This is a genomic window from Paenibacillus sp. FSL K6-1566 (assembly GCF_038050475.1).
Classification (GTDB): domain Bacteria; phylum Bacillota; class Bacilli; order Paenibacillales; family Paenibacillaceae; genus Paenibacillus_AQ; species Paenibacillus_AQ lactis.
On the sequence record NZ_JBBOSR010000001.1, the window covers coordinates 991,942 to 1,012,141 of the forward strand.

General features: G+C 52.7%; 21 protein-coding genes. 15 read left to right on the plus strand and 6 right to left on the minus strand.

Going from position 1 to position 20,200, the window contains the following annotated elements; translation table 11 throughout:
• Nucleotides 1-211 precede the first annotated feature (211 nt).
• The 4 genes from NST08_RS04330 (at nucleotide 212) to NST08_RS04345 (ending at nucleotide 3,454) form a co-directional block, all read left to right on the plus strand.
• Nucleotides 212-1,084 (plus strand): DMT family transporter, encoded by an 873-nt coding sequence (locus NST08_RS04330; protein ID WP_210095622.1) that lies wholly within the window; start codon nucleotides 212-214, stop codon nucleotides 1,082-1,084.
• 250 nt (nucleotides 1,085-1,334) lie between these two features.
• On the plus strand, nucleotides 1,335-1,586 hold the full coding sequence (locus tag NST08_RS04335; protein ID WP_007131006.1) for a hypothetical protein: 252 nt from the start codon (nucleotides 1,335-1,337) through the stop codon (nucleotides 1,584-1,586).
• A gap of 192 nt (nucleotides 1,587-1,778) precedes the next feature.
• Nucleotides 1,779-2,600: an alpha/beta hydrolase family protein gene (locus NST08_RS04340; RefSeq protein ID WP_007131007.1), complete on the plus strand. Its 822-nt coding sequence runs from the start codon at nucleotides 1,779-1,781 to the stop codon at nucleotides 2,598-2,600.
• A 77-nt stretch (nucleotides 2,601-2,677) separates the two neighbouring features.
• A complete protein-coding gene (locus NST08_RS04345; protein ID WP_007131008.1) occupies nucleotides 2,678-3,454 on the plus strand; it encodes a DODA-type extradiol aromatic ring-opening family dioxygenase in 777 nt (258 codons plus the stop codon).
• Between the two features lie 985 nt (nucleotides 3,455-4,439).
• Here NST08_RS04345 and NST08_RS04350 read toward each other — a convergent pair.
• The 3 genes from NST08_RS04350 to NST08_RS04360 form a co-directional block, all read right to left on the minus strand.
• A complete protein-coding gene (locus NST08_RS04350) occupies nucleotides 4,440-4,982 on the minus strand; it encodes a DoxX family protein (protein ID WP_144878511.1) in 543 nt (180 codons plus the stop codon).
• Nucleotides 4,983-5,223: 241 nt separating this feature from the next.
• Nucleotides 5,224-5,748: a DoxX family protein gene (locus tag NST08_RS04355; protein ID WP_028407130.1), complete on the minus strand. Its 525-nt coding sequence runs from the start codon at nucleotides 5,746-5,748 to the stop codon at nucleotides 5,224-5,226.
• 281 nt (nucleotides 5,749-6,029) lie between these two features.
• On the minus strand, nucleotides 6,030-6,569 hold the full coding sequence (locus NST08_RS04360; RefSeq protein ID WP_007131012.1) for a DoxX family protein: 540 nt from the start codon (nucleotides 6,567-6,569) through the stop codon (nucleotides 6,030-6,032).
• Between the two features lie 717 nt (nucleotides 6,570-7,286).
• Between NST08_RS04360 and NST08_RS04365 the strand changes: the two genes are divergently transcribed.
• The 5 genes from NST08_RS04365 to NST08_RS04385 all read left to right on the plus strand — a co-directional run bounded on the left by NST08_RS04365 (nucleotide 7,287) and on the right by NST08_RS04385 (nucleotide 12,106).
• Nucleotides 7,287-8,627, plus strand: a complete 1,341-nt coding sequence (locus tag NST08_RS04365; protein WP_445933629.1) for a DUF3048 domain-containing protein — start codon at nucleotides 7,287-7,289, stop codon at nucleotides 8,625-8,627.
• 213 nt (nucleotides 8,628-8,840) lie between these two features.
• A complete protein-coding gene (locus tag NST08_RS04370; RefSeq protein ID WP_028406869.1) occupies nucleotides 8,841-9,455 on the plus strand; it encodes a DUF47 domain-containing protein in 615 nt (204 codons plus the stop codon).
• 14 nt (nucleotides 9,456-9,469) lie between these two features.
• Entirely contained in the window at nucleotides 9,470-10,450 is a 981-nt protein-coding gene (locus tag NST08_RS04375; RefSeq protein ID WP_007131015.1) for an inorganic phosphate transporter, read from the plus strand.
• A gap of 105 nt (nucleotides 10,451-10,555) precedes the next feature.
• A complete protein-coding gene (corA, locus tag NST08_RS04380) occupies nucleotides 10,556-11,512 on the plus strand; it encodes a magnesium/cobalt transporter CorA (protein WP_341341488.1) in 957 nt (318 codons plus the stop codon).
• Nucleotides 11,513-11,740: 228 nt separating this feature from the next.
• Complete coding sequence (locus NST08_RS04385) at nucleotides 11,741-12,106, plus strand: YrhK family protein (RefSeq protein WP_007131017.1); 366 nt, start codon at nucleotides 11,741-11,743, stop codon at nucleotides 12,104-12,106.
• 269 nt (nucleotides 12,107-12,375) lie between these two features.
• Here NST08_RS04385 and NST08_RS04390 read toward each other — a convergent pair whose 3' ends face one another.
• Nucleotides 12,376-13,002 carry a hypothetical protein gene (locus NST08_RS04390; RefSeq protein WP_007131018.1) on the minus strand — a complete coding sequence of 209 codons (627 nt, stop codon included), beginning with the start codon at nucleotides 13,000-13,002 and terminating at the stop codon, nucleotides 12,376-12,378.
• Between the two features lie 319 nt (nucleotides 13,003-13,321).
• Between NST08_RS04390 and NST08_RS04395 the strand changes: the two genes are divergently transcribed.
• Genes NST08_RS04395 through NST08_RS04405 form a run of 3 tightly spaced genes read left to right on the plus strand, consistent with a single transcriptional unit; the run spans nucleotide 13,322 to nucleotide 15,279 of the window.
• Nucleotides 13,322-13,612, plus strand: coding sequence for a YerC/YecD family TrpR-related protein (locus NST08_RS04395; protein WP_028406870.1), 291 nt, complete (start codon nucleotides 13,322-13,324; stop codon nucleotides 13,610-13,612).
• A gap of 2 nt (nucleotides 13,613-13,614) precedes the next feature.
• Nucleotides 13,615-14,379, plus strand: coding sequence for a sirohydrochlorin chelatase (locus NST08_RS04400; RefSeq protein ID WP_341342609.1), 765 nt, complete (start codon nucleotides 13,615-13,617; stop codon nucleotides 14,377-14,379).
• Between the two features lie 18 nt (nucleotides 14,380-14,397).
• Complete coding sequence (locus NST08_RS04405) at nucleotides 14,398-15,279, plus strand: diacylglycerol kinase (protein WP_007131021.1); 882 nt, start codon at nucleotides 14,398-14,400, stop codon at nucleotides 15,277-15,279.
• Between the two features lie 170 nt (nucleotides 15,280-15,449).
• Here NST08_RS04405 and NST08_RS04410 read toward each other — a convergent pair whose 3' ends face one another.
• Nucleotides 15,450-15,644, minus strand: coding sequence for a hypothetical protein (locus NST08_RS04410; RefSeq protein ID WP_028406872.1), 195 nt, complete (start codon nucleotides 15,642-15,644; stop codon nucleotides 15,450-15,452).
• Nucleotides 15,645-15,764: 120 nt separating this feature from the next.
• Between NST08_RS04410 and rlmD the strand changes: the two genes are divergently transcribed.
• Nucleotides 15,765-17,441, plus strand: coding sequence for a 23S rRNA (uracil(1939)-C(5))-methyltransferase RlmD (rlmD, locus tag NST08_RS04415; RefSeq protein ID WP_341341489.1), 1,677 nt, complete (start codon nucleotides 15,765-15,767; stop codon nucleotides 17,439-17,441).
• A gap of 368 nt (nucleotides 17,442-17,809) precedes the next feature.
• Here rlmD and NST08_RS04420 read toward each other — a convergent pair whose 3' ends face one another.
• Nucleotides 17,810-18,202, minus strand: a complete 393-nt coding sequence (locus NST08_RS04420; protein ID WP_062410470.1) for a hypothetical protein — start codon at nucleotides 18,200-18,202, stop codon at nucleotides 17,810-17,812.
• A gap of 213 nt (nucleotides 18,203-18,415) precedes the next feature.
• On the opposite strand from NST08_RS04420, the gene NST08_RS04425 reads away from it, so the two are divergent.
• Both NST08_RS04425 and NST08_RS04430 read left to right on the plus strand, forming a co-directional pair.
• A complete protein-coding gene (locus tag NST08_RS04425; RefSeq protein ID WP_062410471.1) occupies nucleotides 18,416-19,243 on the plus strand; it encodes a ParA family protein in 828 nt (275 codons plus the stop codon).
• Nucleotides 19,191-20,135, plus strand: coding sequence for a ParB/RepB/Spo0J family partition protein (locus NST08_RS04430; protein ID WP_432806744.1), 945 nt, complete (start codon nucleotides 19,191-19,193; stop codon nucleotides 20,133-20,135). The genes NST08_RS04425 and NST08_RS04430 overlap by 53 nt, the downstream gene beginning before the upstream one ends.
• Nucleotides 20,136-20,200: the final 65 nt, after the last annotated feature.

Sequence of the window (20,200 nt, forward strand, 5' to 3'; positions counted from 1 at the left end):
CAAAAGTTAATTCTTTTGTTACGATAGGACAAATATTAGGACTAGCATTTCCGCAGTTACTCGCGGGATGAGAGGTGATTCATTTATGTTTTTTTCTCCTTTGTTTGAAAACGATGTGCCTGTAGCACTTTTACGCCCTTAGTGGAGTGAAGGTGGCTCCATCTCTCCGTTAAGGGCTTGCTAAACCCTATCTAAAAACGGAGGGAACAAAATGAAAAACGCATTATTAGGTTCTTTATATTTGATTTTATCTTCCAGTATTTGGGGAGGTATGTACGTCGTTGTAAAAGTTGTCGTGTCGGTCATACCTCCACTGGAATTGGTATGGATTCGGTATTTAGTAGCTGTTCCAGCACTGCTCATGGTCGGTTTGGCAACGCGTCAAAACTGGCAAATTCGTAAACCTGATTTCTTAATCATCATAGCCATTGGGATCATCGGAAATGCAGTTTCGATCGTTGCACAGGAAACCGGTACCATGTTGTCTTCCGCGCAAATGGGAGCAATTATCACGTCCACAACTCCCGCATTCATGGTGGTGTTTGCTCGCTTACTTCTTAAAGAGCGGTTAACTTTGAAAAAGGGGATATCCATTTGTTTGGCAATCCTTGGGGTTTTGCTCATTGTAGGTGTAGGACAGATTAGTTTTACAAGCAAACTCGGAGGTGTCTGGCTTCTTGCAGCTGCGCTGACATGGGCATTCATGTCTGTGCTTGTAAAGCGTGTGCCGAGGGATTATTCACTAATTGCGGTAACGACTTATTCTATTTTGGTGGCCATTACTATACTGAGCCCTTTTGTCTTGCCGCGGTTACACGTCTTGAACATCGCTCAACTGGCTGACCCGAAAATTTGGGGCGGAATCTTGTATTTAGGCATTGTGTCGACGGCAGGTGCATTTCTACTTTGGAATCGTGGATTGCAAATGCTAAATGCTTCAAATGGGGGGATGTTTTTCTTTTTTCAACCCGTAGTGGGAACTTTGCTTGGATGGCTTGTTCTTGAAGAAAGCATCAGAGCAACATTTTGGATCGGTTCCATTCTCATATTCATGGGCGTGTTACTGGTTATTAAAGAAAAATAATGGGTAGTTCAAAACCCCCTTCAATTCCTCAATTGAAGGGGGTTACTTTCTATATAGAAAGGTCTCAGCAGCGTCATGGGCGTTAAGTCCACGAAATCCTTAATTATCATAGACCACTTTCTCGCAGCACCGTCGGGTTTTAGCATATTTGGGAGCGGGAGTATAATTCCGCCTCTCGTACTTCAAAATAATAAGCATTCAGAAATGACCATACAGGCCTCGCCGAACGGGGCGGAAGGAGGATTTTTAGATGAGTGCTTACTTTGACGAACAGTATAACAGGAATGAAACCGTATCCTCCGGATACGCCTTGGAGTTGGACCCGGACTATGCCTCCGGGGGACAAGAAGGCGCAGAACCCGCACAGGATGCAGTGCACCCGAATCGGACAGGGATGGCGGATCCGTCCCTATGGAACGACGGGGCGGATGGAGAGAGCTGGCTGAACGGCTGGGATGGCCGCGAGGAGACCCATGCGATGTTCCGCCAAAGCTATGAGTAGGACGAAGGATATAAGCCAGCATTCAGGGTGATTACCTTACACAAGCGGTAGCCGCATACCTGGGGTTCGATTTTTGTGAATTGTTGACAACCCGCGCATCACGATGCTAAGATAAGTTTAATTAATTCATATTAAACTTATCGGAATTATTATAGTATCTAAAAGCGTCTGATTTCGCGGGGAGGAATTAGGATGGAGCGTCAAATTACGATCCGGCATCGTCAAGAGGAGCTGACAGCAACGATACATTATCCGCAGAAGGAGGCGGATGCTGGAAGCAGCCGGGTGCCGCTGATTATTATTTGCCACGGGTTTGTGGGGAGCCGCATCGGGGTTGACCGCCTGTTCGTCAAAACCGCGCGTGAACTCGCCCAAGATGGGCATATGGTCATTCGGTTCGATTATATCGGCTGCGGCGAGAGCTCGGGCAGCTACGGCAGCGAGGGGCTGGAGTCGATGATCGCCCAGACGCGGACCGTTCTGGATTATGCGCTCAGCTGCACGGATGTCGACCCCCAGCGAATTACGCTGATCGGCCACAGCCTGGGCGGCGCGGTAGCGCTCCAGACCGCCGTGCGGGACCGCCGGGTGAAAAATCTCGTGCTATGGTCAGCGGTAGGCTATCCTTTCAACGATATTGTGAAAATCACGGGCCGCGACGTATATGACACCGCCGTCAAATCGGGTGCTGCCGATTATTTGGGGTACTCGTTCACTCCGGTATTTTTCGAGTCATTGGCGCAGGGCCAGCCGTTCCAAGAGGCTCTGAAATTTACGGGCAATGTGCTGGTCATTCACGGCACCTCGGATGACATTATCCCGGTGGACTATGCTTTTCTGTATCAAAAGGTGTTCTGGATGCGCTCGGAAGGCCGGTGCGATAAGGAGATTATTTTTCAGGCGGATCACACCTATTCTGCCGGCCCGCAGCGCGAGCTGCTGCTGAAGCGAACCCGGGATTGGCTGGACGAGCAAGAGCATATTCAGCAGGAATGGCAGCATTGGAGTATTTGAGGAAGTTATTTGGCATATTGGGCAGAATAACGGTACAATAGAGTTGTCCCTTGATTTTGAAGCTGGAGGTGGCATCCATGACGTTACCTGCTCTATTTATTGCACACGGTTCGCCGATGATGGCGCTGGAGGACAACGAGTATACCCGTTTCCTCGCACGTTTGGGACGGGAACTGCCGAAGCCCCGAGGCATTGCGGTATTCTCAGCTCACTGGGATGATCCGGATCAGCGCCTGACTGACGATGCCGAGCATGGCACGATGCATGATTTTTATGGATTTCCCGAGGAGATGTACCAGATCACCTATCCGGCCAAAGGCAGCGCGGAGCTGACGAATCAGATCATGCAGCGCTTCGAGGCAGGCAATCTGCATGCCAAACCGGTTACCGGCAGGGGATTGGATCATGGGGCCTGGGTCATTTTGCGCCAAATGTATCCGGATGCGGATATCCCTGTTGTTGCCCTTTCCATCGATTCCAAGCGCTCGCCCAGCGAGCAGTACTCGATCGGCGCAATGTTGTCCGATCTCCGTGAGGACGGCATTCTTATCATCGGCAGCGGCGGCCTCGTGCACAATCTGCGGATGGTGCATCCGAGCGACGAGCCTGATGATTGGGCGGTACAGTTTGATGAATGGATAGCGGAGCAGCTGGAGACGTGGAATCTCCATCAGTTATTCGCGTATGACAAGAAAGCGCCTCATGCCCGCGAAGCCGTACCTTCTTATGGGACGGAGCATCTGGTTCCCCTGTTCTATGCGATGGGGGCTGCGGATAACGGCCGCAAGGCGGAACGGTTGTTTCAATCTTACCAATATGGCAGTTTAAGCTTGAACTGCTGGTCATTTCAATAAAAGGAGAAGCCGGGCTTGGCGATCAAGCCCGGCTTTATTGTGCTTTGGGGGCTCAAGGGGAGCGGGAGCATGAGCCGGTGCACTTGGGGGTGTCGTCCGGTCCCCCGTCTCTTCGCTCGCTTGTTGTCCGCCCTTTGCCTGAATGTATATTGTGTAAAGGTAGCAAAGGGCTCCCAAAGAGCGACCGCTGTCGCTGCTCCGAGACGGGGGCCCTCCCTGAGGGGGCACCGGCGCAGCTCCGTGGTGTGTAAGCATCCCGGGAAGCACAAAAGCAGCCCGGCTTGAGAAGCCAAGCCGGGCTTTGGGTGTGGGCGGGGGAGAGGGGGGAGCTGAGCCGGTGCACATAGTTGTGTCGTCCGGTCCCCCGTCTCTTCGCTCGCTTGTTGTCCGCCCTTTGCATGAATGTATATTGTGTAAAGGTAGCAAAGGGCTCCCAAAGAGCGACCGCTGTCGCTGCTCCGAGACGGGGCCCTCCCTGGGGGGCACCGGCCCAGCTCCGTAGGGTGTAAGCCGCCCGGGAAGCACAAAGGAGCCCGGCTTTAGAAGCCAAGCCGGGCTTTGGGTGTGGGCGGGGAAGAGGGGTGTTGGGAGCTCAGCCGGCGGATCTAGTTGTGTCGTCCGGTCCCCCGTCTCTTCGCTCGCTTGTTGTCCGCCCTTTGCATGAATGTATATTGTGTAAAGGTGGCAAAGGGCTCCCAAAGAGCGACCGCTGTCGCTGCTCCGAGACGGAGGCCCTCCCTGTGGGTGCACCGGCGCAGCTCCGTAGGGTGTAAGCCGCCCGGGAAGCACAAAGGAGCCCGGCTTGAGAAGCCAAGCCGGGCTTTGGGTGTGGGCGGGTGGTTATGCCATTGCTGGTGGTGGGCTCGATGTCCAGGGGAGCTTCTTGCCATCTGGCGTTGTGTCGTTATGCTCCCCGGGCATTGTGCTCGCATATTGTCGGTACGAATTTTTCTAACTCGCCCCGTCCCTGTATCAGCGGTGCCGGTTAAGCGGTTTGCTTTGTCAGAGGTGTTGGGGTTGTGCCGCCGTCATGGCGGGTCGTTTTGTGTGTCCATTTGTTCCACAGGCCGCGGAGGTAAGGGATTACCCAGCGGTCAAGACCGATTTTACCAGCGTTCGCTGCAGCAACCAGGATGAACATCTGCAGCAAGAGCATTTGCGCATTCGTGCTCACGGTGCCCGAGAAGAGGAACGCGGCGTTCATCACGATGCCCATGAGGGCGGCGAAGGTGGTGAAGGTGCCCAGGATCAGCCCGAGGCCGACGAGAAATTCACCGAGCGGGACCATGACGTTAAAGATCTTTACACCCGGCAGCGCCGCGTGCTCGAGGAAGGCCGCCCACCAGCCTTGTACGGCGGGATGGTCACCGGTCGCCTTGGCGATCGCGCCTTGCAGGAAGCCTGCAGCCTCGAAGCCGCCGGTCAATTTGCCCCAGCCGGCCACCATCCATTCATAACCAATGTAGACCCGGATGAAGGTCAGCAGCCACATTGCAACTTTGTTTGTTCTCAGCCAATTGTTAAACATATCAACCACTCCTTGGGAAGATGATTTTTTATTGAGTTCATTGTTGTTGCTTGCCCTCGACCGGCTTATTGGTGTTCATCTGGTTGAGGGAGGAAGATGATCATCTCTTTCTGATTTCATTATAAGTGAAACAAATCACAATATATGTGATTAAAATCACATTCGTGATAAAAATCATAATTATATTAAAAAAAAGAAATAACCCTGCGCTCTTTGAGAGGAGCACGCAGGGTTACGTTGGCTACGCCGTTTGATTATTCATAAGAGGTTCATGATAACTGACATTCATTTTACGGGCAAACTTCCGTTTAAGGAAGGGCATAAGCCAGCGGTCCAGCCCGATCCTCCCGGCATTGGCCGCAGACAGGATGAGAAGAAATTCAAGCAGCAACAGCTGGCCGTTCGTACTGATCGAGCCGGAGAAGAGATAGGCGAAATTCATCACCAGTCCCATCAGCGCGGCAAAGGTGGTAAACGTCCCGAGGATTAAACCCAGCCCGACAAGAAACTCCCCAAGCGGGACGATGATGTTGAAGAACTTTACGCCCGGCAGCGCCGCATGCTCCAGAAAGGCCGCCCACCACCCCTGCACCGGCGGGTGCTCACCGGCTGATTTGGCGATCGCTCCTTTCATAAAGCCGCTGGCATCGAAGCCCCCCGTCAGCTTGGTCCAGCCTGCGGTCAGCCACTTATACCCGACCCATACCCGGATCATCGTCAATACCCACATTGCGATTTTGCTTGTCTGAAGCCAGCTCATCCACATCCAACACCACTCCTCCATGAATAATCATTCTATATTTTGTTTTCGGATTTTTGAGAAAATGAAAATAATTACCGCAGAAAGCGTGAACGCATCAAGGATTTTCGTTCACGCTGGGAAAGTGATTAGCAATGTATATTTTCAAAAATCCGTATTAAAATACATTATTCACTTCCACCTGGCTTATGCCTGTGCGTTTTGGAATGCGATCCGGACATACCAAAAAGTGATGAAGAACCGTGGTTCTCCATCACTTGGATGCTGCCTAATTGAGTTGCAGCCGATTAAGCCGTTTGCTTCTTGAGCGGCGTTGGCGTCGTGTCGCCATGGCGGGTCGTTTTGTGTGTCCATTTGTTCCACAGGCCGCGGAGATATGGGATTACCCAGCGGTCGAGACCGATTTTACCGGCATTCGCTGCAGCAACCAGGATGAACATTTGCAGCAATAGCATTTGTGCATTCGTGCTCACGGTGCCCGAGAAGAGGAACGCGGCGTTCATCACGATCCCCATGAGGGCGGCGAAGGTGGTGAAGGTACCCAGGATCAGCCCGAGGCCGACGAGGAATTCACCGAGCGGGACCATGACGTTGAAGACCTTTACGCCCGGCAGCGCCGCGTGCTCGAGGAAGGCCGCCCACCAGCCTTGTACAGCGGGATGGTCACCGGTCGCCTTGGCGATCGCGCCTTGCAGGAAGCCTGCAGCCTCGAAGCCGCCAGTCAATTTGCCCCAGCCGGCCACCATCCATTCGTAACCGATGTAGACCCGGATGAAGGTCAGCAACCACATTGCCACTTTGTTTGTTCTCAGCCAATTGTTAAACATATGAACCACTCCTTAATTGAGTTATTTTTCGTTTGCATTGTTGTCTGTTCATGGATGTCGTTGTTGTTAAATGGCTTACTGGTGACTTCTAATGTTTGCTTTCTTGTTGTTCACTTTCTTGCTTTGTCTTGCTTGGTGCTGTTTGGTTTAAGTGATCACCTTTCTTACACTTTCATTATACGTGAAATTATTCACAATACAATGTGATAAAAATCACAAATTTGTGAACATAGCATTCTGCCTCTGAAATACATTGCATACTGCCCTTCAAATAGGCTGAAATACGGCAGCGGCTCCTTAAATGGTTTGAAACCTTGCGCGGTCTGCCCCTAGAATCGGCTGATGAAATAAGTGAATGTTCTACTACAGGGAAAGGGAGGTAATTGTAGGGCATCAATGACAGCAGCCAAATGTTCGTGGTCCCACCCCAAGCAGGCTTGCGGAGAACTTATCAAGTTATCTCCGATAGAAAGGCTTTGCCGGAGGACGATCGAGTTATCTTCCATAGAAAGGTAGGCTTGCGGAGAACCTATCGAGTTATGAATCAACCGAGATTACAAGACTTGATCGATGAATGACCTAGAGCCAGGCGCCTTACGAACGGTTCTTTATTACAGACAAAGCGCAGCGTTTATGATTAAATGTAAATTAAAGTTGAATTGTCGGTTGGAAATTTCGGGTAATAAGTATTTGGGAGAGTCCATAGGGGGAAATGATATGCGCAGTAAACATCGACTTGGCAAATTTGCATGGAGGACAAGCTTCATGGCGATTGCGGCCGTCCTTGCATTGTCTGCTTGTGGTGGGAAGCCGCAAGCAGAGCCGGTAGAGAGTCCGGAGGTACAGAGTCCGGTACAGCCTCCGGTGGAGGATGTGAAGGAGCCGGCAGCACCGGCTCCGTACAGGGCGCCTTTAACCGGGCTGGCGGTTGAGGCGCCGGTCACGCAGCGGCCGCTGGCGGTGATGATCAATAACGCGCCGGCGGCAAGGCCGCAGTCGGGGCTGAGCCAAGCCGATATCGTATACGAGGTATTGGCCGAGGGCGGCATTACGCGATTGATCGGGATTTTCCAAAGCCAAGAAGGCATCGAGCAGATCGGGCCGATCCGCAGCATTCGTCCTTATCTGATCCGTCTTGGCGAGAGCTATGGCGGCGTTCTGGTTCATGCCGGCGGCAGCCCCGAGGCTTATTCGATCATTCAAAAGCAGGGGAAGCAGGATTTGGACGAAATCGGCAATGCCGGTGCTTTTTTCTGGAGATCGAAGGACCGTAAAGCGCCGCATAATCTGTATTCCAGCGACGAGAAGCTGCGTCAAGCTGCTGCTAAGATGGGCTATGATCAGCAGGTTCAGGTTCCGCAATACAGCTTCCTTACGGAAGAGCCTGCAGGAGGCACGAGTGGAACGAATGGCACCGAGGGTACGAATAGCACCGATGACACCCCATCCTCCGGGGGAACTGCGGACGGCACGGAGGGTTCGACGCAGCAAGACGGAACGACGAATAGCGGGAAACCATCTGCTGATGCTGCGGAAAATACAAGCAATGCGGAGCAATCTTCAGCATCTGCGAACAGCGCAGGCGGTGCAGGACAATCGGCAAATGCCGGGAATGCAGGCAGCGAAGCGGGGTCCCAAACGGAGGCAGCCGGAGAAGCCGCGGGCAAGGTGGACATTACCTTTTTGCTGAACAGTTATGTGGTTTCCTATGAATACGATGAAGCAACGAGCACGTATAAGCGATCCATTAATGGGTCTCCCCATGTCGATCTTAATAACAATGAGCAGCTGGAAGCTGCCAATGTGATTGTGCTCGGAGCCGACCATAAAGTGCTGGATGATATAGGGCGTCTAGCCGTGGATGTAGAAACCGGGGGCGAGGCCATGCTGTTCCAACGGGGCGAGGTGATCCGGGGGCAGTGGGTCAGAGCCGCGAATGATGCGATCCGGTTCGTCAAGGACGGGGCAGAGGTGGCGCTTGTTCCGGGAACGACATATTTCAACATTGTGCCTAACTCTCCATCATTTGAGAGCCATGTGAGCATAACCAATCCATAATTCATGGGCGGCGGATAATATATCCTTATACGGGGATGTTAAGTATCAGGCATAAAGGTATGGAGCAGGCTAGGGATGCGCTTCCTTGTTAGTTTCTTACTTTTTTGAGTGTTAGTTTTCTATACACACCCTGCGGCGGATGTGATAAGATATTCAAGGTTGTCTATCTTTTCTTTCGTTCGCGGCAATTTATCCGTAAAGGGGTTAAAGAGTATGAAAATGAAGAAAAAGGATATATTTTTCCAATGCCTGGAGAATATGGCCGACACGGTGGTTCAAGCTGCAGATTATTTTTCACAGCACGTTACCAATCTTCAGGATGTGCTAGAATTCGCCAATGAAATGAAAAAATTCGAGTCCCAATGTGATACTTATACCCATACGATCATCACGGAGCTCAACAAAACATTTATAACGCCGATCGAAAGAGACGACATCATGGACCTGGCAACCAGCATGGACGATGTGATGGACGGGCTCGAGGCCACCGCATCCCGGTTTTATATGTACCAGCTCGGACAGCCTGACGAATACATCGTGCAATTTGCAGAAATTCTTCGTCAATCGGCCTACGAAATTCAGAAAGCCATTCATTTGCTCTCGCAGAAAAAACTTCTTGCGATCCGCGAATATACGATCCGCTTGAACGATCTGGAGAACCAGGGCGATGAGCTGCTGCGTATCTGCATTAAGGATCTGTTCGCGACCGTTTCCGATCCGATTCTGCTGATCAAGAAGAAAGAGATCTATGAGCGTCTTGAGACAACCACGGACACCTGCGAAGACGTGGCGAATATGCTGGAATCCATCATTATGCGTAACTCGTAAGGGAGTCCTGAACTATGGATATCGTAATCATTCTCGTTGTTTTCCTGGCACTCGCCTTCGACTTTATTAACGGGTTTCACGATACGGCTAATGCGATTGCTACCTCGGTATCGACCCGTGCCTTGAAGCCTCGAGTTGCCATTCTGCTTGCAGCCTCGATGAACTTCGTTGGCGCGATGCTGTTCACAGGCGTTGCCAAAACGATTGGCGGCAGCATTGCAGACCCCGCTACACTGGATAACGGAATCGAGGTTGTAATCGCGACGCTGTTGTCGGCGATTATCTGGAACCTCGTAACCTGGTGGTTCGGCTTGCCTTCATCCTCCTCGCATGCTCTGATCGGTGCATTGACCGGTGCGGTCTTCGTCGGAGCGGGTAGCGATAAGCTGAATTACGGCGGCTTTACGGATATCGTATTGGCGCTTGTCCTTTCGCCGATCATCGCATTTGTGGTCGGTTATCTGGTGATGCAGCTGTTGAAAGTCATCTTCGCAAAACGCAGTCCGCACACCGTGAATAAGGGCTTCCGCACGATGCAGATCTTTACGGCTGCGCTCCAATCCTTCACGCACGGCACGAACGATGCGCAGAAGGCGATGGGGATCATTACGTTCGCTCTCGTGACTTCCGGTCATCTCTCGGAGATGGAGGTTCCGTTCTGGGTTAAGCTGGCGGCTGCAACCGCGATGGCATTGGGAACCTCGATCGGCGGCTGGAAGATCATCAAGACGATGGGAACGAAAATTTTCAAAATCGAGCCGATTAACGGATTCGCCGCAGACTTCTCGGCAGCCTCTGTTATTTTCTCGGCGACACTGCTTCACTTGCCGATCAGTACGACCCATGCGATTACATCGGCAATTCTCGGCGTAGGCTCGGCGAAACGCTTCTCCGCCGTGAAATGGTCCCTGGCAGGGCGAATTGTCGTAACCTGGTTCATCACGATTCCGATTACGGCTGTGCTGGCGGGACTTATCTTTAAAATTTTCTTCTAGACCAATACTTACTTACAGATAGATAACGGATAGATGTGGAGCCAATCAGCATACGATTGGCTTTTTTTAATAGACGATTACATATCTGCAGAAGGGAGGACGCCTATGATTCGCACGTTGGCCATCACGCCGAGCTATGAGCCGGTGCTGGGACTGTCGCTGGCCGAGATGAATATGGCGGAATACGCCTGGGTCTGGGTGGATTTCAGCGAACCGACGCCGGAGGAGGCGCGGATGCTGGAGACGTATTTTCATTTTCACCCGCTGGCCATTGAGGATTGCCTGCATTTTCTGCAGCGTCCCAAGCTGGATTATTACGATGAAATGCAGTTCTTCGTCCTGCATGCACTGCATCCGGATACGCTCCAGGCGGTGGAGGTGGATCTGTTCCTCGCGCCAAGGCTCGTCGTGTTGTTCCACCAGCAAAATCTGCCGGAGGTAAATGATGCATGGGACCGGGTCGTGGAGGCTGCCAGGAAGGGAGCGGTTGGCGAGGATGGCCCCAGCTTCACCGCTTATACGATTATGGATAAGATGGTGGATCAATATTTCCCGAGCTTGTACGCGATTGAGGACGAGCTGGCGGATCTGGAGAATGAAGGTGAACGGGAGTCGGTGGAGGAGCTGATGAACCAGGTGTTTGCCCTTCGGTCACGGCTGCTTCGCCTCCGGCGGACGGTTGTGCCGATGCGGGATTTGCTCTATCGGATTATCAACTCGCAGCATATGAAGCATCATGTGCACCTTGCTTATTTTTCCGATATCTATGACCACCTGCTCAAGCTGTCCGACATGATCGAGACCAACCGCGAGATGACGGCGGATCTTCGCGACAGTTACATCTCCGTAAATTCGAACCGGATGAATCAAATCATGAAGACGCTGACCGTGATCACCACGATCTTCATGCCGCTGACGCTGATTGCGGGCATTTATGGCATGAATTTTGAGGTGATGCCGGAGCTGCAATGGAGGTATGGTTACTTTGCCGTGCTGGTTCTGATGTTCCTGCTCGGCGGCGGCATGGTGATGTGGTTTATACGCAGGGGCTGGTTTAAATAGTGTTATTTTCTGGATGATATTCCGGGTTAACAAAAAGAGTGTAAGAGAAGATCTGCGCCGGGTGACAAGCTTACAATTGCTTGAGACAAGCCGAAAGACGGAATCAAGGCTGGGTATGTGACCCTTGATCGTCTGAGACTAAGTTCCAGCGCACACATCTTCGGAGCTTGGCTGCCGGGGTTTATGGATGGTCCATCACGGGTAAGGCTTCCTGAGGAGGGAGTTACGATGGTACCCGGTCTGAATCGACAAGGCAAACACCATAGAAAACGACACCTGAACCTGTCCGTACGTACCGGAAGGCTGCGCCGGCTGCTCCGACTGTCGCGGGCGCGAAAGCGCCGGCTAACCGTCACCAGCCGTTTCGAGGCAGGGATGATGCTTAGCGAGCTGCTGACCGGACTGCTGTTTATTACTGGCAGCATCTTAATGTTCTACCCGGGGACAAAACGTATCTCCACGGTGCTGTACCTGCTCGGAAGCATTATGATGCTGCTGCGGTCGGGCATTCGAGGCTCTTATTGGTTCCGGTTAAAATCGCTCGAGCATTCAGCCGATCAGGAGAGCAGCTCCGATCAGGATTGGTCGCGTTGAACAGCGTAAGCGACATACGGTAAAAAGCTCACGCCATTGAAGCATCTTTCAAGCCATGCCCTGATGTCCACGTTAGACGGGAATGCTCTACCCGGCGCAAAAATATGCTCCAGCCCTGAGCTTTCAGGGCTGGAGCTGTTCATGGAGCGGTCATGTACTGCCGTCTAACCTGACTATATCCGGGTAAGCCGGACGGTGCCCTGCGCGCCCTAAAAATGCAAGGGCTCTGCGGGGGGATTGCATCGCCCTCGCCTCGGGGCGCCTTTCGGCTACCGCCGGCGTCTGCGTTTGCTGGAGCCGGACGACTTGCGCGAGCCGGTCCGGCGTTTGCCGCCTCCGGATGAACGTCGTCTTGGCGGCGTATACTCGTAATTGCCGCCGGAGTCGGCGTAATCAGCCGATGGCGGATTGTTTTTCTTCTTGAACGCTCCTGCCAGCAGGGACACCATCGGCGCTAGCTGCTGGAAGCCCTGCATGACCTTTTGAACCTTGCCGAGATTGTTGACGATGCCGTCAATGCCTCCCATCCGGTCGATAATGTTTTTCAGATCGCCCATGTTCTTCAGACCCAGGCCTCCGAGGAGGCCTCCTAATCCTCCGCTTCCGCTGCTGCCTCCTCCGCCGAGAAGGCCGCCGAGGCCGCCGTTCGAATTGTCGGACGGCGCGAACGACGAAGCAGTAGCTTCCGTGCCGGGTACCGGCGCTAAGGCCGGAACCGAATCGGTGTATGGATATAAAGCGGATGGATTAGCATCTGGATACTCGCTGTAGGAATTCAGGCCGGGATACGGTGACGATTCCTGGGGAAGTGATTCGTTCAGCGAGCGGTAAGTACTGCGATGGGAAGGACGTTGGGAAGAAGGTCGACGGTGATAATAGTGGGAATGACCAGTCATCATATCACTTTCCTTTGTAAGTTAAGATACTATACTGTATGTTCCGGGCGGGCGATGGGTTTAGGCTATTGTCCCGATTTTCGGGATAGGAGCGGAATCGGGCGGATGCCTACGGGAATGATGTGAGGGGACAGCTGCGGATTATGAGGGAATATATGAGATCTAGGTTTAATTCATTTCGTTTAGGTTCATACCAAAGATTATAATGTATGGTCGTCCTGTAGTGCGTGAAATCGTTAATGCTTGAAAAGACTGTACCCGCTCGGGTACAATGGGAGTGCGAGTGTTATACACAGTAACAATAGGGGATGATAATTCAGTGCAGCTGAAGAAACTTAATGACAAGAGCATTGATCAATTATTTGAGGCTATATTAACCTTGAAGAACGTGGAAGAATGCTATGTATTTTTCGACGATCTCTGCACCGTTAACGAAATCCAGTCCTTGTCCCAACGGCTCGAGGTGGCTCGGATGCTGGGCAAGGGATGCACATACAACCAGATTGAAGCCGAAACGGGAGCCAGCACCGCGACGATCTCGCGGGTGAAGCGTTGTTTGAATTATGGCAATGATGGGTATAAAATGACTTTGGAGCGTCTCGGGCGTTAATGATGGCACAGCCGGGCGTGCTCGTGATCAGTCATGGCTCCAGGGAGCAAGGATGGGTGTCGCTTGTGGACGAAGCCGTCGGCAAGCTGGCAGCCCGCATGGATATGCCGGTCGTAGCTTCATACTTGGAATTGGTAGAGGGCCGTCTGATTCAGGACGGCATTACGGCTTTGGAGGACCAGGGTGTTACGGACATTGTGGTCATTCCTCTATTTGTGTCATCAGGCAGCACACATGTCGACGAAATAGCTTATGCTATAGGAGCGAAGGCGGTTCCGGAGCTGGAAACGGATCTTGAGCCGTTCCGGGTCCGCGCCGCTGTTCATTTCGGCACGCCGATGGACGATCATCCGGACATCGCCGCCATGGTGTGGGATAAGGTAAGCGAGCTGTCCGTTCAGCCCGAGAAGGAGGTCATCCTTCTCGTGGGACACGGCAGCAGGCATGATGGATTTCGCCGCCGCTGGGAGGAAGGCATGTCCCGGCTTGCCGGGCTCGTTGGCGCCTTAAGCGGCACAAGCGTCGATTATGCCCTGCTGAGCCCCGGGAATGTCCGGGAGAAAGCATTGCAATGGAAGGAGCGCGGCTGCGAGGTGATCGCGGCTCCGCTTTTTTTAAGTGAGGGGTATTTTACAGAGAAGGTCATTCCGGACAGGATTCAGGGGCTCTCGTGCCGCTATTCCGGCAAAACCCTGCTTCCGCATCCGCTGCTGTCGCATTGGATGGAGTCCCAGGCCCATCTGATGATACAATCCTTGAAATCATGAGTAGGTGGCGTATCGTTAATGAGAAATGCAAGATTAATTTATAACCCGACCTCAGGGCGGGAGGAAATGAAGCGAAGATTAGCTGATATTTTGCACCGTCTGGATAGCGCGGGCATTGAAACCTCCTGCCATGCAACAACCGGGGAGGGGGATGCGACCCGTGAAGCGGCGGATGCCGTGGAGCGGGGGTACGATCTTGTGATTGCGGCCGGCGGCGACGGCACGCTTAATGAAGTGATCAACGGGATGGCGGGAAGGGATAACCTGCCGCCGCTTGGTATTTTTCCGCTGGGGACAACGAATGATTTCGCCCGTGCGCTCGGCATCTCGAGGAACTGGGAGGAGTACTGCGACCTGGTGATCCGGGGCGAGACCCGCCCGATCGATGTCGGCAAGGCGAATGACCGCTACTTCATTAATATCGCCGGGGGCGGTACGCTGACGGAGCTTACGTATGAGGTGCCTAGCAAGCTGAAGACGATGATCGGGCAGCTGGCGTATTATTTGAAGGGGATCGAGAAAATGGTCAGCCTTACGCCGCAGGAGCTCATCATCCAAGCCAGCGGGCAGGAGATCATTCATGACGAGTTCATGGTGTTCCTCATTGCCAACAGCAACTCGGTCGGCGGCTTCGACAAGCTCGCACCGGGCGCCAGCATCGATGACGGCCTGTTCGACGTCATTGCCCTGCGCAAGTGCAACCTGGCGGAGTTCGTGCGTGTAGCCACGCTCGCGCTGCGCGGCGAGCATGTGAATGACAAGAAGGTGTTGCATTTCCGCACCGACTACATGGAGGTTACGTCACCGGGACAGGTGCAGCTGAACCTGGACGGCGAGTTTGGCGGCATGCTGCCGGGCACGTTCCGGATTTTGCCGCAGCATCTGCGAATTTTTGCTTGATGCCGGTAGGTAGTGGTGCAGGGTGGGCTTTAAGGAGCCTGGTTAAGGACTGGCGGGACGGTAGACGTTAAATGAATGAAAGCAAGAGATGGCGAGACATTTGTCGTTGAGTGAATGGCGTAAGCGGCGCATGATGTTCGTGCCCGGGTCTGTGCGGTCTTGTGCGGATGCTAGCCGGATGCTTTAGCCGATTCAGCGCATCCGTCTCCCGGCTCTTGTAAGTAAATGATTGGATTTTGCAGGCGATGCCGATTGAATATGGAAGGAAGCTCCCGTATAATGATGGACGGAGCTTTCGCAGGCAAGCTCCCTTGGGGGAGCTTTTTGTTGTATCCGGGAAGAAGCTGCTCGTTCGGCAATCTCATGGGTCTCCCCCATGGGAGATATTATGGATGCCGGGCGATATGGGAATAGATGAAGAAGACGAGTAACCGTACGTATAGATCGATATAGAAGCTAAAGCGGAAAGAAGTGAATGTCACATCATGAACAAGAAGCGCAGCAGGCGCGATTCGCGCCGCAGCAGCAAGCCGGCCGCAGCCTCCGCGGCCATCGCCGATCTGCCGGTGGCGAAGAATGACGAGGTTATCCTCGAGATTATCGGGATGACCCATGACGGCGAGGGCGTCGGCCGCGTCGAAGGATATACGCTGTTCGTGCAGGGAGCTTTGCCGGGCGAGAAGGTCCGGGCGAAGGTGCTCAAGACGAAGAAGCAGTACGGATATGCCAAGCTGCTGGAGCTTGTCGAGCGCAGCCAGCACCGGATCGCTCCGCCTTGCCCGATCTATGACCAGTGCGGCGGCTGCCAGCTGCAGCATATGGATTACACCGCACAGCTGGAATGGAAGCGGCAGCTTGTGATCGACAATCTGGAGCGGATCGGGAAGCTGCGGGTGGTGCGCGAGGGGAGCGGAGTTGAAGGAGCTTCCCCAGCAGCGGGTGGCATGAGTGGACAGGCTGATGCCGCGACTGCAGGTCAAAACGCGTCGGATCGCGAAGCTCAAGTCAGCGGCGAGCACCGAAACACCGGGCTTCATCAAGAGCCGGGCGCCGGCAACATCAGCGGCACCGGACTCCATGATGAACCAGGCGCAGACTTCGGCACTGGACTACATCAAGAGCCGGAAGCAGGCATCATCGTCCGTCCGACGCTCGGCATGAACGAGCCTTGGCGCTACCGCAACAAGTCCCAGGTGCCGATCGGCGTGACCGAGGGCGGCCTCGTCGGGGGCTTTTACGCCCGCGGCAGCCACCGGATCGTCGATATGGAGACCTGTCTGATCCAGCATGAACAGAACGACGAAGTGGTGCGCCGCGTTAAGGCCATCGGCCGCCGGCTCGGCATTACCGCTTACGATGAAGAGAGCGGACAAGGCCTGCTGCGCCATGTCGTGGTGAAGATCGGCTTTGCCACCGGCGAAATGATGATCGTGCTCGTCACGAACGGCGAACGCATCCCGCGTATGAACGAGTGGATCACGGCGATTCGCGAGGAATTGCCGGCTGTCGTCAGCGTCTGCCAAAATATCAACACACGGAAGACGAACGTGATTTTTGGGGATGTGACTCGCGTCCTGTGGGGACGTGAAGTCATCCATGACTATATCGGCGACGTGAAATTTGCCATTTCCGCACGCTCGTTCTACCAGGTCAACCCGGCTCAGACGGAAGTGTTGTACGGGAAGACGGTGGAGTATGCGGGGTTAACCGGGGAGGAAACCGTCATCGATGCTTATTGCGGTATCGGGACGATCTCCCTGTTCTTGGCCCAGCATGCCAAGAAGGTGTACGGCGTCGAGATCGTGAAGGAAGCGATCGAGGATGCGCGCGCCAACGCGGAGCTCAACGGCATGGCGCATGTCGAGTTCGAGGTCGGCGCCTCTGAGGACGTCATCCCGCGCTGGAAAGAGCAGGGCATCGAGGCCGACGTCATCGTCGTCGACCCGCCGCGCAAGGGCTGCGATCCGCGTCTCTTGGAGACGATTCTTCAGATGAAGCCGGAGCGGGTTGTTTATGTGAGCTGTAACCCGTCGACATTGGCAAGGGATCTGCGGGTACTGGAGGATGGCGGATACCGGACGGTAGAGGTTACGCCGGTGGATATGTTCCCGCATACGGTGCATGTGGAGTGCGTAATAGGAATGCAACGAATCGATACGTAGAAATCCTTTATTTTCAACACTTTGCGCGTTTTATGACTTTCACGGCAGACGGCAGCGACTTCAAAAATAAGGTGCTTAAAGACAAAATTGAGGTTTCGGTCGTTTTGGACCTGGATTTGGACGTCGGGTGTGTAGACATGTTGAATTCATAGGAATAAGTTCACGGATCAGCTTCGAAAATGGAGTAGCTGCAACATATGAATATACAAGAGAACACCCTTTATTGTGGTGTTCTCTTTTTATAATAGATACTATTCAAAAAGCCGGTTGCCCTGAAATATCAGCGCAACCGGCTTTTTGCGTGAAAATAGAAGTGTAGGATGACCAAGGTGATCGCTCTCGTCAATCAGAAAGGCGGCGCGGGTATCTTAGTTCCTTTGATACTGGTAAACAGCAATGATTATTTCAATCAACGCTAGTATAAGTAGAGGAAGGCCAATCGAAAAGGTGGCGATAAACCCCACAAAGCAATGTAATGCGGCAGCGATGAAATGACCTGGTATATATTTTTGGCGGTAAGAAAAGATTTCAATTATGAACCCGGCGAACAATAGAAGCCAGTAATAGGGTGCAGGTATTTGGGTAATCACATCATTATTATTCATAAATAAAGCAATAAATTCGATCAAGGATAAGATTAATACTCCATTGAGAACAAACGCGACTGTTGGGGGAATAGCATGTTTAATATTTTTGCTATAACGCGTAAGCACAATTGAAACTAACAAAATACAAATAGATATAATAGGAAAAGTAACCACGGTACACCCACCCTTCCATCAATTCGTTTTTATCAATAGAATAACATATCGCTATAGGTTAATACGCGTCAATTTAAATAACAGGTAATTCTTGAATATTCAAGAGAACGCCCTTCTTGCGGTGTTCTCTTTTTATATAGATACAATTCAAAAAGCCGGTTGCCCTGAAATATTCAGCGCAACCGGCTTTTTGCGTGAAAGGAGAAGTGTAGGATGACCAAGGTGATCGCCCTCGCCAATCAGAAAGGCGGCGTGGGCAAAACCACAACGGCGGTCAACCTGGGGATTGGTTTGGCAGCCGATGGGAAAAAGGTTTTGCTGGTCGATGCGGACGCGCAAGGCAACCTGACGGATTCGTTAGGTTTCCACGAACCGGATAATTTGTCGGTATCTTTGGCGACATTGCTGGCGAAGACGATGCTGGAAGAATCCTATGAAGCGCGGGAAGGTATTTTGCATCACCATGAAGGCGTTGACCTGATGCCAGGCAATATTGAATTGTCCGCTGTTGAGGTATCGCTCGTCAACACGATGAGCAGAGAAACGATTTTACGCTCGTACATCGACTCCGTTAAAGCCGACTACGACTACGTGCTGATCGATTGCATGCCGAGTCTTGGCATGTTGACCATCAACGCGTTGGCGGCAGCAGATAGCGTTATTATTCCTGTACAAGCGCATTATTTGCCCGCCAAAGGTATGACCCAACTATTGCAGACGATTGCCCGTGTGCGCAGGCAGATCAATCCGAAGTTGGTTTTGGATGGCGTGTTGCTCACGATGGTAGACAGTCGGACGAAATTTGCCAAAGACATTTCCTTTATTCTTCGGCGCGACTACGGTGACAAGCTGCGCGTGTTCAACACCGAAATCCCCTTATCCGTTCGCGCGGCGGAAACAAGCGCCAAGGGGAAAAGCATCTACGTCCATGATCCGGATGGGAAAGCTGCGGAGGCTTATGCTGCCTTCACGAAGGAGGTGCAGAGCATTGGCAGCGAAAGACGACATGCGCGCCAGCATCAAACTGACCACAGTCGCTGATTTATTCTCAACGGAGGAGAGCCGCGCTGATCAACAGCGGGAAAAGGTGATGGAAATACCATTGTCGGAAATCAGCGATTTTCCCGGTCATCCGTTCAAGGTGAAGGCGGATGAAGCGATGCTGGAAATGGCGGACAGCGTGAAGCAATACGGCGTACTGGTTCCCGGCCTGGTTCGTCCGAAGGCGGACGGCGGCTATGAAATGGTAGCCGGACATCGGCGCAAAAAAGCAAGCGAACTGGCAGGCAGAGAAACGATGCCCTGTATCGTCCGCGAACTGGACGACGATCAGGCGACGATCATTATGGTGGACAGCAATTTGCAACGGGAAAATATTTCGCCAAGCGAGAAAGCATTTGCCTATAAGATGAAGCTGGAGGCGATGAATCGGCAAGGACAGCGTACAGATTTAACTCGTTCCCAAGTTGGGAACAAGTTGGACGGGAAAAAATCTAGTGAAGTTTTGGCGGAGCAAGTTGGAGAGAGCAGGAACCAAATATTCAGATATATCCGCCTTACCGAACTGACCCCCTCCATTCTCGAAATGGTGGACGATAAACGAATCGCCTTCAATCCGGCCGTAGAACTTTCTTACTTGTCCGAAGAAGAACAGCAAGCCCTGTACGAAACGATGCAGTCCGAAGACTGCACGCCTTCGCTGGCGCAGGCGCAGCGCATGAAAAAACTGAGCCAGGACGGGCGGCTTAACGTGGATGTCATCTTCTCAATTCTCACGGAGGAGAAGCCGAACCAGAAAGAAAAGATGACCATTCGGCGCGATCGGATCGACCGTTTCTTCCCGAGGGACTTTACCGAAAAGCAAAAGGAAGACCTGATCGTACAACTGTTGGAAAGCTGGTATAAAAAACGGCAACGGGAACAGGAACGTTAGCATGTATCCTGTTCGGCAGGCACTCTCCCCTAGGACGGAGAGCTTTTTTATGCCCATTTTTGGGG